The sequence below is a fragment of the Streptomyces iconiensis genome (assembly GCF_028657195.3).
Classification (GTDB): Bacteria; Actinomycetota; Actinomycetes; order Streptomycetales; family Streptomycetaceae; genus Streptomyces; species Streptomyces iconiensis.
The window spans coordinates 165,221-181,227 of record NZ_JANCPR020000007.1; the positions used below are offsets into that span (position 1 = coordinate 165,221).

The 16,007-nt window shown below is 71.3% G+C and carries 9 protein-coding genes and 2 pseudogenes; 6 read left to right on the plus strand and 5 right to left on the minus strand.

Annotated elements, in window-relative coordinates:
• Positions 1-476: 476 nt before the first annotated feature.
• Positions 477-1,811, plus strand: a complete 1,335-nt coding sequence (locus NMN56_RS09170; protein ID WP_274042429.1) for an NAD(P)/FAD-dependent oxidoreductase — start codon at positions 477-479, stop codon at positions 1,809-1,811.
• A 127-nt stretch (positions 1,812-1,938) separates the two neighbouring features.
• Here the strand turns inward: NMN56_RS09170 and NMN56_RS09175 are convergent, their stop codons facing one another.
• Positions 1,939-2,604: a DUF1345 domain-containing protein gene (locus tag NMN56_RS09175; protein ID WP_274042430.1), complete on the minus strand. Its 666-nt coding sequence runs from the start codon at positions 2,602-2,604 to the stop codon at positions 1,939-1,941.
• Positions 2,605-2,933: 329 nt separating this feature from the next.
• On the opposite strand from NMN56_RS09175, the gene NMN56_RS09180 reads away from it, so the two are divergent.
• From NMN56_RS09180 to NMN56_RS09200, 5 genes and pseudogenes are all read left to right on the plus strand, one after another.
• Positions 2,934-3,605, plus strand: a complete 672-nt coding sequence (locus tag NMN56_RS09180) for a TetR/AcrR family transcriptional regulator (RefSeq protein WP_274042431.1) — start codon at positions 2,934-2,936, stop codon at positions 3,603-3,605.
• 243 nt (positions 3,606-3,848) lie between these two features.
• Positions 3,849-4,025, plus strand: a pseudogene (locus tag NMN56_RS09185) (MFS transporter); the annotation flags it as partial.
• A gap of 400 nt (positions 4,026-4,425) precedes the next feature.
• The gene (locus NMN56_RS09190) at positions 4,426-6,495 is read left to right on the plus strand and encodes a phosphocholine-specific phospholipase C (protein ID WP_274042432.1); all 2,070 of its coding nucleotides are present in this window, start codon (positions 4,426-4,428) and stop codon (positions 6,493-6,495) included.
• A gap of 193 nt (positions 6,496-6,688) precedes the next feature.
• The gene (locus NMN56_RS09195) at positions 6,689-8,122 is read left to right on the plus strand and encodes an FG-GAP repeat protein (RefSeq protein ID WP_274042433.1); all 1,434 of its coding nucleotides are present in this window, start codon (positions 6,689-6,691) and stop codon (positions 8,120-8,122) included.
• A 153-nt stretch (positions 8,123-8,275) separates the two neighbouring features.
• Positions 8,276-9,013 carry a VOC family protein gene (locus NMN56_RS09200; protein ID WP_274042434.1) on the plus strand — a complete coding sequence of 246 codons (738 nt, stop codon included), beginning with the start codon at positions 8,276-8,278 and terminating at the stop codon, positions 9,011-9,013.
• On the opposite strand, the gene NMN56_RS09205 is transcribed toward NMN56_RS09200, so the two are convergent.
• The 4 genes and pseudogenes from NMN56_RS09205 to NMN56_RS09220 form a co-directional block, all read right to left on the minus strand.
• Positions 9,000-10,304: a type III PLP-dependent enzyme gene (locus tag NMN56_RS09205; protein WP_274042435.1), complete on the minus strand. Its 1,305-nt coding sequence runs from the start codon at positions 10,302-10,304 to the stop codon at positions 9,000-9,002. The genes NMN56_RS09200 and NMN56_RS09205 overlap by 14 nt on opposite strands.
• Before the next feature lie 212 nt (positions 10,305-10,516).
• Positions 10,517-12,466 (minus strand): annotated as a pseudogene (locus NMN56_RS09210) (IucA/IucC family protein); the annotation flags it as partial.
• Positions 12,466-14,607 carry an IucA/IucC family protein gene (locus NMN56_RS09215; protein ID WP_274042436.1) on the minus strand — a complete coding sequence of 714 codons (2,142 nt, stop codon included), beginning with the start codon at positions 14,605-14,607 and terminating at the stop codon, positions 12,466-12,468. The pseudogene NMN56_RS09210 and the gene NMN56_RS09215, both read right to left, overlap by 1 nt.
• A complete protein-coding gene (locus NMN56_RS09220; protein WP_274042438.1) occupies positions 14,604-15,797 on the minus strand; it encodes an ATP-grasp domain-containing protein in 1,194 nt (397 codons plus the stop codon). Before NMN56_RS09220 ends, NMN56_RS09215 begins: the two co-directional genes overlap by 4 nt.
• Positions 15,798-16,007 lie beyond the last annotated feature (210 nt).

The following is a 16,007-nucleotide window of genomic DNA, read 5'->3' on the forward strand; positions in this document are numbered from 1 at the left end:
TCGAGCATCCCATCAGCGGAATCAGGGTCAGCAGGGTGGCTGCACGGTAGCTTCCCGCTGGTCGGTCACTGTTTGAGCGTGACGTTGGTGTAGTCGCCGGCCAGGACCTTGGCGCTGTCCTGGGCAGCAGCGTGCCCCCTTCGGTCCGGCGGAGGACCGCAACGGGGCACGCACAGCGTGCGGCCAGGGGCTACAACTCGCCGCGCCCGCAGCCTGGTTGCTGGCAGGTGCCGTGAGCGACCGGGTCAACGCGAGACGTACGCCTGCGAGTTCGCCGTCGCGCGTCCCGGTGTGCTGCCGCTCTTCTGCGATCACGATGGCCACGAGGTTCCTGACGGCTTCGCAGGCGGCGAACTGGTGCCCGGCCCGTGTGCCGGGCCTGCCGTCGTGTTTCCCGTAACGCTTGTTGTGTAAATTCATCCGGCTCGGTACGGTGCTGCCATCTTCTGTACTCACGACGGGAAGCCGGGATCACCATGTACGACGTCGCAGCGAGTGGGGCCGGGACCACCGGCGTGACCTACTCGGCGTTCAGCGGCTGGGTCGACCGGCCCACCGACTTCGCGCCGATGCTGGAAGGGGAGCTCACGTGCGACATCGCCGTCGTCGGGGGCGGTTACGCGGGCATGGCGGCGGCGCTGCGGCTGGCCGAACGGGGTGCCGATGTCGTCCTGCTGGAGTCCGGGTTCTGCGGATGGGGCGGCAGCTCGCGCAACGCCGGGTACTTGTCGAACGCGCTGGCGGGTGACCCGCAGCTCCTGAACACGCTGTACGCCCGCCGCCTGCCGCGCCTGATCCGCTACGCGGACAGCGCGGCCCATTTCACCGAGGAGCTGATCGGACGGCTCGCCGTCGACTGCGAGTACGAGCCGACGGGCAACGTCATCGCCGCCGTCTCCACGGGACAGCTCCGGCGTACGCGACGGAACGCCGAGATACTCCGGGGTGCGGGCGCTGACGTCGAGTTCGTCGAGGGCGGCGGCTTCGGCCTGCCGAAGGCGTTCCTCGGCGGGGTCTTCGAGCGGGCCGGTGGGCTGCTCAACCCGGGGAAGTTCGCGCTCGGTCTGCGCGAGGTGCTTCTCGCATCGGGCGTGCGGGTGTACGAGCGGACCGCCGTGCGCGCGGTCGAGCCCCATGCCTCGGGAGCCGTCGTCAGCGTGCCCGGTGGCCGCGTCCGTGCCGAGCGTGTGGTTCTGGCAACCAATGCCTACTCCCGTGACCTGGCGATCGCGCCGAAGCGGATGGTCACACCGATCTGGACCAGCCTGGTCGAGACCGAACCGGTCGCCCCCGAACGCCTGGAGGCGACCGGCTGGACGCGGCGCATCGGCATCATCACGCCGCACACGATCCTGGAGAACTACCGGCCGACACCGCGCGGCACGATCATGTTCGGAACCCGTCGGCTGCGGACGGCGCCGGGGGCGCTGGGCGCCCGGGAGCCGGACGGTACGGTCGTGGCGGACCTCGTCCGCGGCTTCCACGAGCGGTTCCCGACGCTCCGCGACGTCGCACCGCGACGTGCCTGGGGCGGGTGGATCGCGATGACATCGTCGCTGCTGCCGGTGGCCGGAGAGGCGGCGAAGAACGTTTTCTACGCCATCGGCTGCAACGGCCACGGCCTCGCCCAGTCCCCCTATCTCGGGACGCTGCTCGCCGACCGGCTCGCAGGCGACCGGATGCACGAAGACCTCGCCGCCGTATGGCGTGCGCGGCCCCGGTTCGCTCCGCCCGTCCTCAGCGCGCCGACGCTGCACGCCGCCTGGACGGTCGACCGCATGTCGGACCGCTTGCACCGCCGCAGGGCCTGAGGACCGGCCCCGAGGGGCGTCCGGCCCGTGGCCGCCCGCGCCGGGCCAACGGCCGGGCACGGCTGCTGAGCAGCGGGGACAGGCGCGGGCGCGCTGTCGTGCTGCGCCGCACCGTATCGCCGGCGGGCTAGCGACCGCGCAGTGCCGACACCAGGCTTGCGACCGTGACGGTGTTGAAGACGAAGGCGATGACCGTATTCGCCGCCACGGTCCTTCGCATGCCGCGTGAGGTCACGTTGACGTCGGTGGTGCCGAACGTCGTCATCGCTGCCAGGGCGAAATAGGTGTAGTCGGCCCAGGCCGGGGCCCGTTCTCCGGGGAAGTCGAGTGCCCGCTCGTTCTCCACGAGGTTGTCGGCCTGGAAGGTGACGGTGAAGGCTACGACCACGCAGATCCACGAGACGACGACCAGAGCGAGAGCCACCAGCGTGCGCGGGAGGGCGGAGAAGGCGGTGCTGAGGTGGCCGGGGAGCCACAGCACCGCCACCACCAGCGCGGCAGCCGCGATGAAGAGTGACGCCCCGGGGCCGGGCGCGGTTCCGAACACGTAGCGCTGTAGGAACGTGCCGCGGGCTTCGCGATGCGCCCAGGAGCGGACCCGCTCCGGAGCGACACTCAGGAAGGCGGTCAACGTGAGGGCGAGGTAGGGAAGCAGGTAGGCGAAGAGCACGAGCACGCCGACATCCGCTGTCGAAATCCGCGCCACACTGTCGTTGGGGAGGACTGCCGCCGCGCACACCGCGATGACCAGGCTTACCGCCGATCGGCGCCGTTCGGAAAGCCAGCGATGCACGGACGAGCCTCCCTGACCGGTCGTCGTGTGACGGGATCACGCTGAGGGGAAAGGTCGCGGCTGATCTTATGGGCGGCTCCGCCCCCTGGGGCGGCGGCATGGCGGGCGTGTCCCGGTGGCGGTCCGCACCGGGGCCCGGGCACCGCGCCAACCGCACTGCGGGGAAACAGTCCTTCACGAGGCCGGCGCCCCCGTCGCGGAACGTATCCCTCGCTGACACCTGCCCGGGGCCCGGGCGTTCCTTCCGCGGGGCAGGAGGCGGCAGCACCGCGACGAGCCAGAGATTTTACGCAACGACCGTTACGTTAAGTCTGTGACAGAATCGCGGGGTGTCAGACAACCCCACCCGACAGGCGAACGACGACGGCGGAACCGGACCGGTCGTGCGGCGTGGCCGCCCGACGGGCGACCGCGCGGCGAAGCGGGCCGAGCTGCTGAAGGCGGCGGCCTCGGTGATCGCGCGGGAGGGCTACGCCAACACCTCGCTGCGCAAGGTGGCCCACCGCGCGGGGTGCACGACCGGGGCCGTGACGTACTACTTCGCGAACAAGGAGGAACTGGTCACCGCGTTGGCCGAGAGCCGCTTCGACGGCTTCGACGCCATGCTCGCGACCGGCAGGGACCGGCCCGATGTCAGGGCGATCCTGGAGCGGTGGCTGTTGCGGGCCACGGACGACCCCGAGTTCTGGCCCGTGATGTCCCAACTGCTCGCCCACGCACGGTACGAACCGGCCTTCGCCGCCGCCATCGAGCGGCGTTACGCCCGTCACCGCGGCGAGCTGGCCTCGCTCCTCGCGGCCGGACAGGCGCAGGGAACGATCCGCGACGACATCGCCGCCGACCTGCTCGCCGACCAACTCGGCGCCATCGGCGACGGCTGGATGGTGATGTTCCCCATCGAGCCGGAACGGTTCACACCGAGCCGGGTCCAGGCGCTTCTCGACGCCGCCATCACCCTGATCGCCCCGCCTCCCGGCGCCCGCCCTGCGTCCGGCTCGTAACCGACGAGCCCACTTCTCCGGGCAGCTCCGGGGCGCCGTGCAGCGCAGGCAGGGCGCGGCGTCCACGGAAAGGGCGTGGTCACCCTCTGACGCACGGGCTACGGCTGCCTCCCACCTGGGTTCACCGTCGAGGAGCGGCGCCCCTTCGAGACCCGTCTCGATCACGCCCAGGCAGGGTCGTCCGTGAATGCCTACGCCCAGATCTGTCTGGCCAGGCTGCGCTCCTACGCCACTGACGTCGTGGCCGTGCTGGGCCCGGCCCAGTTGAGGGTGGTCCCGGACACCACCATCGTGAACATCGCCCTGCCCTCGGACCAGGCCGACCTCGGCTTCTCCGACGGCTCCCGGCAGTGGGTCATTACCGCATACACGCTGGCCTCCGCCGCCCTGCTCCCGTGCGGCGGGCGGCTGGCCGACCTCTGCCGTCCGAGAAGTACGCCGCCTCAGCGCGCAAAGGGCAGTGACCGTGTCAACGATCTCCCGCGGGGGCGCGGGGAACCGCGCCACCGGCCACGGCGAGCGCGGCGGTCCGCGGTGATCGGACAGGGGCAGGGGTGGCCCGGGTTCGGAGGCGGAGCGGGAGGGGACGTGCGTGGAGGTGGCCGGGGACGCGGTTTAGCTGGGCCGGGGGCGCGATTCACTCGTCCGCGAAAGGGAATTCGGGCAGGTGGATGTAGGGGGCAAGAGCGGAGGGTGCGGTGGTTTCGCGGCAAGAGCCGCGAAGCGCCATCCAGTCGACATGAGTCTTTCGCAATGGCTGTGACCTTGGCAGACTTCCCGCGTTCCTGCTGTTCCGCATACCTATGTGAGGTCCTCAGACATGGCTGAACTCAATCGGCGCCGCTTTCTTCAGGTAACGGGAGCAACCGCGGGCTTTGCGGCCCTCTCCGGCAGTATCGACAGGGCGGCGGCGATCCCGGCAGCACGCCGTACCGGTTCCCTCAAGGACGTCGAGCACATCGTGGTGCTCATGCAGGAGAACCGCTCGTTCGACCAGTACTTCGGCGCGATGAAGGGGGTACGTGGCCACGGCGACCCCCGGCCCGTCTCGCTCCCGAGCGGCAAGTCGGTGTTCCACCAGCCCAAGAAGCCGGGTTCGGCGACCGAGGTGCTGCCCTACCGCGCCGACGACGAGGACCTCGGCATGAAGTTCCTCGCGGGCCTCGACCACAGCTGGAACGGCAGCCACAAGGCGCTCAACGACGGCAAGTACGACGGCTGGATCGCCGCGAAGTCCGAAGAGACGATGGCCTACATGAACCGGGACGACATCCCGTTCTTCTACGCCCTCGCGGACAAGTTCACCGTGTGCGACGCCTATCACTGCTCGTACATCGGCAACACCGAGCCCAACCGCTACTACATGTGGACGGGTTACCAGGGCGGCGACGTCAAGGGCATCGGGGGCCAGGTCGTCTCCGGCGACAAGCCGGGCAACGGGGGCACCAGCTACCCCGAGCGGCTGGAGGAGGCGAAGGTCTCCTGGAAGTTCTACCAGGACATCGGCAACGGGCTGAGCGGCGCGGGCGAGTGGGGCTGGACCGAGGACGCGTACATCGGCAACTACGGCTGCAACACGCTGCTCTACAACGAGACCTTCCGCAAGGCCAAGCCGGGCGAGGCACTGTACGAGAAGGCGCGGCGCGGCACCGAGATCAAGAAGAGCGGTGAGCTCCTCGACGACCTGCGCGCCGACGTCCGCGCGGGCACCCTGCCCCAGATCTCGTACATCACGGCGCCCGAGGCTTTCGACGAGCACCCCAACTGGCCCACGAACTATGGCGCCTGGTACATCGCGCAGGTCCTCGACGTGCTGACCTCCAACCCCGAGGTGTGGAGCAGGACGGCCCTGTTCATCACGTACGACGAGAACGACGGCTACTTCGACCATGTGGTCCCGCCCTACGTGCCCGCCTCGGAGGCGCAGGGTGACGCGACGATGGACACGGCGGCCGACTACTACAAGGGCGACTCCAGCAACCAGGCAGGGCCCTACGGTCTGGGCCCGCGTGTGCCGATGCTCGTCGTCTCGCCGTGGTCGACAGGCGGCTACGTGTGCTCGGAGACGTTCGACCACACCTCGATCATCCGCTTCATGGAGCAGCGCTTCGGGGTCCACGAGCCGAAGATCTCGCCGTGGCGCCGGGCCGTGTGCGGTGACCTCACCTCGGCCTTCGACTTCTCGCTCAAGGACACCGGCCGCCCCGAACTTCCTGACGTCGACGCCTACGAGCCCACCGACAACGACCGGCACGACTCCTACAGCCCCGTGCGCCCCGATGTCCCGCAGGCGCTCAAGCAGGAGAAGGGGCGCCGCCGCACCAGGCCGCTGCCCTACGCCCCGCTGGTCGACAGCGAACTGGACCCCGGGACCGGGAAGCTGAAGCTCACCTTCGGCGGCGGCAGGGACGCGGGCGCCCACTTCCATGTGACCTCGGGCAACCGCAGCGACGGGCCCTGGGTGTACTCGACCGAGGCCGGGAAGACGATTTCGGCCACCTGGTCGACGCAGCAGACCAAGGACGCGTACGACCTCACGGTCCACGGACCGAACGGGTTCCTGCGCACCTTCCAGGGCAAGGCGGCACAGGCGGGCCCCGAGGTCACCGCGCGGCACCGGGCAGGCAGCGGCAGCATCGAGCTGACGATCACCAACTCCGGTAAGGCCAAGGCGACCCTGCACCTGACCAACGGCTACGGCGGCAGAAGCGAGAAGCTCACCGTGCGTGCGGGGCAGACGCTCACCCACACCGTCGGCCTGTCCCACACCAGGCACTGGTACGACGTGCGCATCCTCAGCAGCACGGACGACACGTACCTCCGCCGCCTTGCGGGGCACGTCGAGACGGGCAAGCCGGGCGTGAGCGACCCGGCCATCGCCACCGCCTGAGCGACCCGGCCATCGCCGCCCGCCCGAGCCGGTCCCCCGGCACCGCACGGCGCTCTTCATCGGTCCCAACTGCCCCTGGCCGCACAACCATTCGGCTGGCAGGGCCGTCTGAGTCCCGGAACCCGCACACCGCACTCCTTCTCAGTGAGGGCGGAACCGCACTCCGTCTCAGAGAGAGCGAAGAGGACACGCCATGCGTCCCCGCACACTTGTCACAGCAGCGACCCTGACGGCACTCGCGGCGACCGGTCTCGTGGTCCCTCTCGCGGCGGCCGGCCCCGCGGCTGCCGAGCCCTCGGGGCTGCGTGAGGACTTCAACGGCGACGGCTACAAGGACGCCGCCATCGGAGTACCGAGTGCCAACGGCAAGGCCGGCGCCGTGGTCGTGACGTACGGATCGGCGTCCGGAGTCTCTCCGTCCCGTTCGGTGCGCATCACGCAGGACACGGCGGGTGTCCCGGGGACGGCCACGGCGGGCAACAGGTTCGGGGAGAACGTCACCAGCGGGGACGTGGACCACGACGGCTACGCCGACCTGATCGTCGGCGCACCCGACGAGGCGAAGGCGGGCAAGCCGGACGGCAGCCTCTCGATCGTCTGGGGGAGCGCGGAGGGTCTCACCAAGGGTGGGATCGCCCTCCACGCTCCCACCGACGACGACCGTGACTTCGGCCAGGGCGCCTCCTTCAGCGACCTGGACGGCGACGGCACCCCGCAGCTCCAGGTCATCAGCGGACGGCACTTCTGGTGGTACTCGGACGCGGTACCCAAGGGCGACGGAACCGATGTGGCCCTGCCCTTGGAGGACGACTTCCTGCCCGAGGACGTGCAGCTGGACGATGTCGCGGCCGGGAACTTCGGCAGCACCTCGGGCAGCGACTACCTGCTCTCCGGCAGCCGCGGGGACGGCGACGGCGACTATCTGGCCACCTTCAAGGGCGGGGCGGGCGACATCGGCTACTCCCACGCGGTCCTGTCGGACGGCGGCACCGAGACGCGCTCGATCGCGACCGGCGACATCGACAAGGACGGCAGGACCGACCTGGTCACCGGCGAGCCGGCCGGCGGTCGCGAAGCGGGCGCTGTCACCGTCTGGTGGGGCGCGCCAGGCGGCCTCAACACCGGCCGGGGCGCCCGGATCCTCGACCAGAACACTCCCGGCGTCCCCGGAACAGGGGAGACCGGCGACAGCTTCGGCGCGGATGTCTCCGTGGGCGATGTGACCGGAGACGGCTACCAGGACATCGCCGTCGGCGTTCCCTCCGAGGTCGTACGCGGCAGCGGTGCCGGCGCGATCGTCCTGCTCAGGGGCTCAGCGGGCGGCGTCACCACCACCGGTGCCCAGACCTTCCACCAGGACAGCTCCGGCGTCCCCGGCGTGGGTGAGAACGGCGACCGCTTCGGCTCCGCCGTACACCTCGCCGACATCAGCGGGAACGGCAAGGCCGACCTCTTCGTCGGCGCCGACGGCGAGGACATCGGTACCCAGGCAGACGCCGGCGCGGTCTGGAACCTGCGCGGCACCGCTTCCGGCCTGACCACCACCGGCATCACGTCGTTCAACGGCTCCGATTTCGGCTTCACCGGAGTCGCCGGGCTGCGCCTCGGCGAGACCTTCGATCACTGAGTGCTCGCACGAGGCACCGCGCGGCGTGCGGAACCGGGCGAACCCGATGTGACTGCGCACTACGGTTCGGTTCGCGAGCGAGTTGATCTCTGTTCGGCGACGGTATACGCGTGAGTCGTTGCCGGGTGGTGTGGTGTGCGTAGGGTCGGCGGTATGGCGACACGGCTTGTTCAGATCGCGATGGACGCACAGGACGACTCGGCGGTCGGCCGGTTCTGGGCCGAGGTGCTCGGCTGGGGCATCGACAGCGAGGAACCCGGCGTGACCAACCTCGAACCCGTGGGCTTTGCCTACCCCGATCCCGTCGCCGTCTGCGTCGATGTCGCTCGTGTTCTGGGTCGCAAGACGGTGAAGAACCGTGTGCACGTCGACCTCGCCACCACATCCGCCGTCCATCACGCGGAGCTGGTCGCGCGCGTTCAGGCTCTCGGTGCGACGCCTGCCGATGTGGGTCAGGGCGAGGTGCCGTGGACGGTTCTGGCCGACCCGGAGGGCAACGAGTTCTGTGTGCTGGAGCCTCGGGAGATGTACCGGAACACGGGGCCGATGGCCGCTGTGGTCGTCGACTGCGCGGATCCGCGGGAGATGGCCCGGTTCTGGGGTGGGGCGATGGACTGGGCCCTGCATGAAGTGACCGACGAGCACGCCACGTTGCGCTCCGCCAAGGGTGTCGGCCCGTATCTGGAGTTTCTGCGCACACCCGAGCCGAAGACTGTGAAGAACCGCGTTCACCTCGACCTGCGCCCGTATCCCGGTGAAGAGCAAGCGGCGGAGGTGGCGCGGCTGCGGGCTCTCGGCGCCGGCGAGATCGACCTCGGCCAGGGAGACGTGCCGTGGACGTGCCTCGTCGATCCGGAGGGCAACGAGTTCTGTGTCCTCACCCCGCTCTGACGTCGAGGAAGTGGAAGCCGGGCCGGGGGTGCATGAGGAAGTCGTGGTGCGAGATGTTCCACGCGTAGGCGCCCGCGAGGCCGAACGCCACGCGGTCGCCGGCGCGTAGCCCCGGCGCGAGGACGCCGCGGGCCAGGACGTCCTTGGGGGTGCACAGTTGGCCGGTCAGCGTGAGGCGGTCCCCGGTGGCGGCCGGCCGGGGCCAGGGGTGGGGCCAGGCTTCCACGGGGAGTACGGAGCAGGGCTGGTCGTGGCCCTTGGCCGCCGGAGTGCGGAGGTGGTGGGTGCCGCCGCGTACGACGGCGAACTCCTCCCCGTGGCTGCGCTTCACGTCCAGCACCTCGGTGGCGTACCACCCGCAGTACGCGCTCAGGGCGCGGCCAGGCTCGATCCGCACGGTGAGGTCCGGGTGCGCGGCGGCGAGGCGGCGCAGACCGGCGCCGTAGGTGTGCCAGTCGAAGCGGCGCTCCGGATCGGCGTAGTCGACGGCCATCCCGCCGCCGACATCGACCTCACGGAGGCGGACCCGGTGCCGCGCCGCCAGAGCCGCTGACCACGTGACGACGGCCTCGGCGACAGCCAGTTGGGCGGGGGCCTCCAGGCCGCTGGCCAGGTGCGCGTGCACACCGCACAGCTCCAGGTGTGGGTACGTACCGTCGGTGAGGAGCCGGACAGCGGTGTCGGCCTCCGACGGGTCGAGGCCGAACGGGGCGGGCCTGCCGCCCATCGCCAGGGAGCTGCCGGCCAGCGAGACGGTGGCCGGGGCGAGGTTGAAACGGAGCAGGACACCCACTTTCGCGCCGGCCTGCCCTGCCCACCCTGCTCGCCCTGTCTGCTCTGCCCATCCTGCCTGACCTGTCTGCTCCGCCCACCCTGCTCGCCCGGCCAGTTCGGCGAGCATGTGCAGCTCGTGGAGGCTCTCCGCATGGAAGCGCCGTACGCCCAGTTCCAGGGCCGAGGCGATCTCCGCCGGAGTCTTGCCCGGGCCCCCGAACGCCAGTGCGCCGCCCGGCACTTCCTCGCCCACGTGCTTGCCCACATGCTTGCCCACATGCGCGAGTTCGCCGCCCGAGGAGACCTCGTAGCCGTCGAGGTACGGGGCGAGCGCGGCGAGGATCTCCGGTTCCGGGTTGGCCTTGGCGGCGTAGTACAGCTCGACGCGTGCGGGAAGCGCTGCCCTGATGGTGGCCGCGTGCGCGCGCAGAGCTTCCATGTCGTAGATGTACGCGGGCAGTTCCTCGCCGGAGAGGGAGAGCACGCGGTCGCGCACCGGGGGAGTGGGGGCTGTCATGGGGCCTTCCAGGTGTCGTGGCCGTGGGCCGTTCCGCGTCCTGCGCTGTGTGTGCTGTGTCCTGTGCCGTGGGCCGTTCCGTGGGCCGTCCCGTAGGCCGTTCCGTGCGTAGCCTCGTGCGCTGTTCCGTGGGTAGCCTCACGCGCCGATCCGTGAGGCGTTCCGTGCGGTCCGGCCGGTGCGTCGTCCGTGAGCTCCGTGAGCTCCGTGAGCTCCGTGAGCGGGGAGCGCAGGCGTACGTAGCCCGCTCGGCGGTCGGCCTTGCGCTCCCAGCGGGTGAGCAGGTTGGCCTTGGCAGGCAGCGGTGCGCCCGCGAGCAGGGCCGCGAGGCGCGCGGGGCAGCCGTGGCGGTCGGCGTACGCCTGGAGCGTGGCCCGCACCTCTGCCCACAGCGCTTGCTCGGTGCCCGGGTGCAGATCGGCGAGGGCCGCGAGCACCTCGGCGACGTGGTTGACCAGCAGGCAGTACACGACCCGGTCCCAGCCGCGCCGCGCGTCGTACGTCAGAGGGCCCGCGACCTCGGAGGGCAGCGCTGCGAGCGCTTCGGCGTGGTGGTCGGGGAGCAGCTTGGCGCCCTCCAGGTCGCGGAAGAGCACCTGCGCCGGCATGCCGTCGTCATCGACGCAGACGAGGACGTTCTGGAGGTGCGGTTCCAGTACCAGACCGTGGTCGAAGTACGCGGCCAGTACGGGCGGTACGAGCAGCTTCAGGTACGCCGACCACCAGCCGAGCGCCGCACGCCGGCTCCCGCGGCTGAGGAGCCGCGAAACGTGCGCCGGGCCTGTCGGGTACTCGTCGGCGACGGCCGCGGCGAGCAGCGGAGTGGTACCGGGCAGCAGCCGCGCCGCGAGGCCCTCGCGCACGATCACCCCGAAGCCTTCCAGCAGAGACCTGTCCCGCGTACCGCCGGGACCCGGCAGCGCGAGGCTGCGGTACGCGGGTTCGCGCAGCATGGCACTGCCGGGGAACCGTGCGGCCAGGTCGGTGAGCGCCGGCTCCAGCAGCCGGGTCAGGGCCACGGCGCCCGACAGCTCGTAACTGGCGCTCCTGCGCACGCAGTTGGTGAGGCGAATGTTCAGGCTGAACTTCAGGAACGTCTCGCCGTCGTACAGAGTGCGGACGGATGCGGTGGCCGCGAACGGCCTTCCGCCGGGCCCCAGGTCGATCAGGTCGCGCCGCTCGAAGGCGGCGCGCAGCGCCGGATGCCCGCTCAGCATCTCGTACTGCCACGGGTGGGCCGGCAGCAGCCGGTAGCCGTCCGGAGCGCCGGTGCGCAGCCGGTCGAGGACACCGGCCGCACCGGCACCGGCCGTTTCCTGCGCGATCAGGTGCTCGCGTACCGCGAGGTGACGCAGGGGGAACACCGCGCCCGTCTCAGGCGCGTACGCGGGCCACGAGCCCGGGTCCCCGCTGCGGGCCTTCGGTGTGGGATGGAACCGGTGGCCGAACAGGAGGGACTGCTCCGAGCGGAGGTAGGCGGCCAGGGGCTCGACCGCCACCCCGTCGTGACCACTCCTGGACCCGGGCCCGGTCCCGATCCCGGACCCGGTCGTGGCTCCGGCCCCGGCCCCAGTCGTGGCCCTGGTTACGGCCGCGCGGGCCCGCCCCGGCCCCGGCTCCGGCTCCGGCTCCGGTCGTCCGGCGCGTCCGGCGCGTCCGGCGCGTACGGCGAGCGCGGTGGTGATGGCAGCGTGGCTGGAGGCGACCTGGTCCAGGAACTCCTCGTTGCGCACGCCGGTACGGAGCGACAGTTCGTCCCGGATGTACTCGGCGAGGCGCCGCCAGCCGACCGCCACCCAGCCCCCGTCCCGGTCGCCGCCCGAGCCGGGGCCCCCGTCTCCGTTCCCGTCCCCGTGTGCTTCCCCCGCACGCCGCTCCTCCACCGGCCCGGTGAACCGGTGCGCGCCCAGCAGCGATCTGCGACGTACGGCGATACGCAGCAGCACACCTCGGCATGGCAGGCGCAGCAGCAGATGTTCCCCGTCGGAGGCGGCTCCGGAGGGGGAGGTCTCTCCCGGTACGCACTCTCTCAGCAGGCAGTTGAGGAGAGTGTGAGCGACGGCGTCGTCGGCGGTCGGCAGCGCGTCAGGGACACCTGGCCCACCGGGGACGGCGGAGGCGGGGAGAGCGCCGATCGTGTCGGTCAGCGGCATCAACGGCATCAACGGCTCCAGCGGATGCGGGGAGTACGGGGGTGCGGTGGCGGAAGGGCGGTTCCGCGCAGGTAGTTCGGGCCGGTGGTGTAGTGCTTGTTGATGTCGGCGGCGCCCGAACGCTCCTTGGTGAGCAGCGTCCCGGCGGTGACCATGGCTTTGACGGGCAGTTCCGGGGCGTTGAGTACGTACGCGCTGAGCGCCGCGCCCGGTTGCCCTGGGCCGGTGCCGAGCCGGTCGGCCGCCTCGGCGAGCCGGTCGCGTATCAGGGCCAGCAGCCTTCCGAGCGGAGCCCTGCCGTGCCGGGCCAGCCCGAACGCGTAGGCGCCCGCGCACAGATGGAGGGTGATGGTGGTGAACAGGGCGAGGAGCGGCCCGTCATCGCTGACGAAGATTCGCTCGTCGTCGAAGTCGGAGGGGTCGGGCGCTCCGGCGCCCAGACTCTCGCGCATCCGGGCGGCGTGGATACGGGGGCCGTCGTTGTCCTTGAGCAGCAGCCGCAGTCGCGTACGGCCGCTGCCGTCGCTGTCCAGGACGAGGGAGACGTTCTGCTGGTGAGACTCCAGCGCGATGCCGTGGCCGAAGAGCGTGGTCTGCCAGTCGAAGAGCAGGGTCAGACAGGCGTCGAGCAGTGCGACGGGGTCGCCGCCGTAGAAGCGGCCGGCGAGGTGGTCGATCACCATCGCGCCGCCGGGCGCCTCGCTCAGCAGCGCGGCCATGGGCACGACGACGGCCTCGCCGAGACCGGACGGGTAGCGGCGGCAGAGTACGGCGAGGAGTTCGTGCCCCGCGTGCGCGTACACCGTCTCGTCAGCGAGCAGGACCGTCTCGCGGAAGCGCGGCTCCCGGGCGGTCACGGCTTCCAGGAGACGCCGGCAGGCGGCGCCGTCCACGAGCGTGCCCGGCTTGATCGTTCTGCGGTTGCGCAGGCCCAACGTGGCGGTGGCGAGCGGCAGTTTGAGGTGGAGTGCGGGGTCAGCGGTCAGCGCGACCGTGCGCATGGAGAGGGTCGGAGCCGCCTCCAGCCAGTGACGCTCCGCGAGCACGGCCCGGTCCTGAAGACCGGAGGCGGCAAGGGCAGTACGCAGGGGAGCGCCCAGGGTCAGCGGGTGTACGGGGAGCGCGAGGTGGCTGCCGGTCAGCTCCGGCAGCCCGAGCAGCGCGGGCGAGGGCCAGCCTGCGGGCAGGCCGCCCCCTGCCAGGGTGAGCGCGGCACGCGGTACGGCCAGCCAGCGCAGCGCGAAGCGCGGGTGGAACTCGGGGGCGTAGGCGCGTAGTTGGACCTCGTCGAACCCTGAACGCCCCCGGGCGGCCGGATAGACGGGGTGATCGTGGCGGGCCGCGAGGGTGTCGAGCGCCAGCCCTCCCGCGAGTCCCGTCCACCGGGCCGGGTCCGCGCCGTACCGGTCCCGGAGCCGACCGGCCACCTCCCTCCGCGTACGACCGTGCAGCCGCCGCGCCACGAGGTCCTGACGGCACTCCTCGGCGAAGGCGTCGAAGCCGGGCCGGTCGGCGGGGTGCGCGAGCGCCTTCAGGGCGACCAGCACGTCGCCGTACGAGGTCAGTCGCCGTCGGCCCGTTTCGGGCATCGGTTCGGGCTCCGGGAACAGGCCCCGGTCCAGGCTCAGGTCCGGGTCCCGTCCCGGGTCGAGGTCCGGTGCTGGGTCGAGGTCCGGTGCCGAGTCCAGGCCGCGATCCAGGCTCAGGTCCGGTGCCGGGTCCAGGTCCGGCCCCGGGCCAGGTCCTGGGCCCACCTCCGGCGCGGGTACTGACCCCGGCGCGGGCCCTGACCCCGACGCGAGCTCCGTGTCTGGCGCGGGCGCCGTCTCCTGCGTGGGCCCTGACCCCGGCGCAGGCTCCGTATCCGACGCGGGCCCTGACCCCGACGCGGGCCCCGACTCCCGTACGAGGAGCGGGAGCCGGGCCGTGTACCCGCTCTGGAAGCCGTCCTCGGTGACGGGCAGCAGCAGGGCGTCCGTGCCACCGTCACCGGCCACGGGGAGCCGCAGCCAGACGTCGTCCTCCCGCTTCACAGGCGTTGAGCGGGAGCGCAGGCCGACCACGTCCTCACGCAGTAGGGCGCTCAACACCCGCAGCAGCAGGGTGCGTTGGGCGTGTTCGGGGGCGACGGCAGGGTCCGTCGCGTTCACGGGGTGACCTCCCAGTGCCGCGCGGCCAGGAAGCCGGTCACGGCCGAGTCGACCGCTGTCTGATCGGTTCCGGTGGCTCGGACGACACCGAGGAAGTCGCGGTTCGTGCGGTACAGCTCGTGCCGTTCGCCCACCTCGCGCAGCGGTCGGTAGACCAGTCGTACGCCGTCCACGACCAGGTCGGCCGCCGCCGGTGCGGCCGTCAGCGTGCCGGCCCTGTCGGCGCAGGGGTATTCCAGGACGGCCGCGCCGCCGGTGCGGGCTCCCAGATCGGTGGGCAGGGGCTCGCCCAGGTGCGTGCGCAGGATGTGGTCGAAGAGTGGTACGCCGAGCAGTTCGGCCAGCAGCAGATCGCACTGGTCGCCGATGGCGCGGTAGTTGACCTCGATGAGGCGTGCCCGGCCCTCGTCCACCACGAACTCGGTGTGGCAGGCGCCGAAGCCGACGCCGAGCGCGTCGAGTTGGGCGAGTACCTGCGTGACGACGTGCTCGGGGTGGTCCCGCACGAACGTCATCCGCTCCTCGACGAAGTACGGCGGCGCCGACAGCTGAGTGCGGAAGCCGCCGAGGACGTGCCGGACGCGGCTGTCGCCCAGTGTCTCCAGGGTGCACAGCTGCCCGGTGAGGTACTCCTCGACGACCAGGGCCGCTCCCGGCCGCCGCGCCTGGATCTCCCGGCAGCGCCGCACGGCGTCGTCCTGTCCCTCGGCCAGCACCACGTCCTCGCTGGCCACGCCCTCGCGGGGCTTGACCACGCACGGCCGGGGCACCTCGGTGCCGCCGAGCACGGCGCCGGGGTCCTGCCCTGCCGGCACCTCGGCCGACCACACCGCGCCGGCTCCCGCCGCCGCCAGGTGGCGGCGCATGTGCGCCTTGTCCTTGGTGCGCAGCGCGGCCTGCCAGGGCTTGGCGGGGAGGCCGAAGTACTCGGCTGCCAGCGCCGCTTGGGTCTGGAGGTGGTCGCTGTTGGTGAAGACGGCGTCCGGCGGAAGGTGGGTCGCGATGCGGGTGATGACGGCGCGGAAGTCGCGGACGTCGCACTCCAGTACCTCGGTCTCCGGGTACGCACGGCGATGTGCCTCCGGCTGGTCCGTGAGCACGGCGGTCTCCAGGCCGAGCCGGGAGGCGGCGGGCAGAAAGCCTTCGGTGACCGAGTCGGTGGGGTTGAGGGCGAGCAGGTACAACCGCATGGACGGTGGCCCCTTCCGAGTGGGGGAGCGGGCAGCGCGGCGGCGCGGGTGACGTGGTGCGGCACGGCACGTCAGCCCTGGTCACGGCAGCGAACGGAAGCTTAGGTTAGGCAAACCTTAATCATCAACTCGCCTTGCTGTGCGCCGACATGAGCCCGGGTCAGGCAAGGGGAAGTCTGCGTTAAGGTAAGCCTCACCTTATGCATGTGA

Coding starts and splice junctions, on each gene's coding strand:
- NMN56_RS09170 (WP_274042429.1), top strand. CDS start 477: ATGTACGACGTCGCAGCGAGTGGGGCCGGGACCACCGGCGTGACCTAC.
- NMN56_RS09190 (WP_274042432.1), top strand. CDS start 4,426: ATGGCTGAACTCAATCGGCGCCGCTTTCTTCAGGTAACGGGAGCAACC.
- NMN56_RS09195 (WP_274042433.1), top strand. CDS start 6,689: ATGCGTCCCCGCACACTTGTCACAGCAGCGACCCTGACGGCACTCGCG.
- NMN56_RS09200 (WP_274042434.1), top strand. CDS start 8,276: ATGGCGACACGGCTTGTTCAGATCGCGATGGACGCACAGGACGACTCG.
- NMN56_RS09205 (WP_274042435.1), bottom strand. CDS start 10,304: ATGACAGCCCCCACTCCCCCGGTGCGCGACCGCGTGCTCTCCCTCTCC.
- NMN56_RS09220 (WP_274042438.1), bottom strand. CDS start 15,797: ATGCGGTTGTACCTGCTCGCCCTCAACCCCACCGACTCGGTCACCGAA.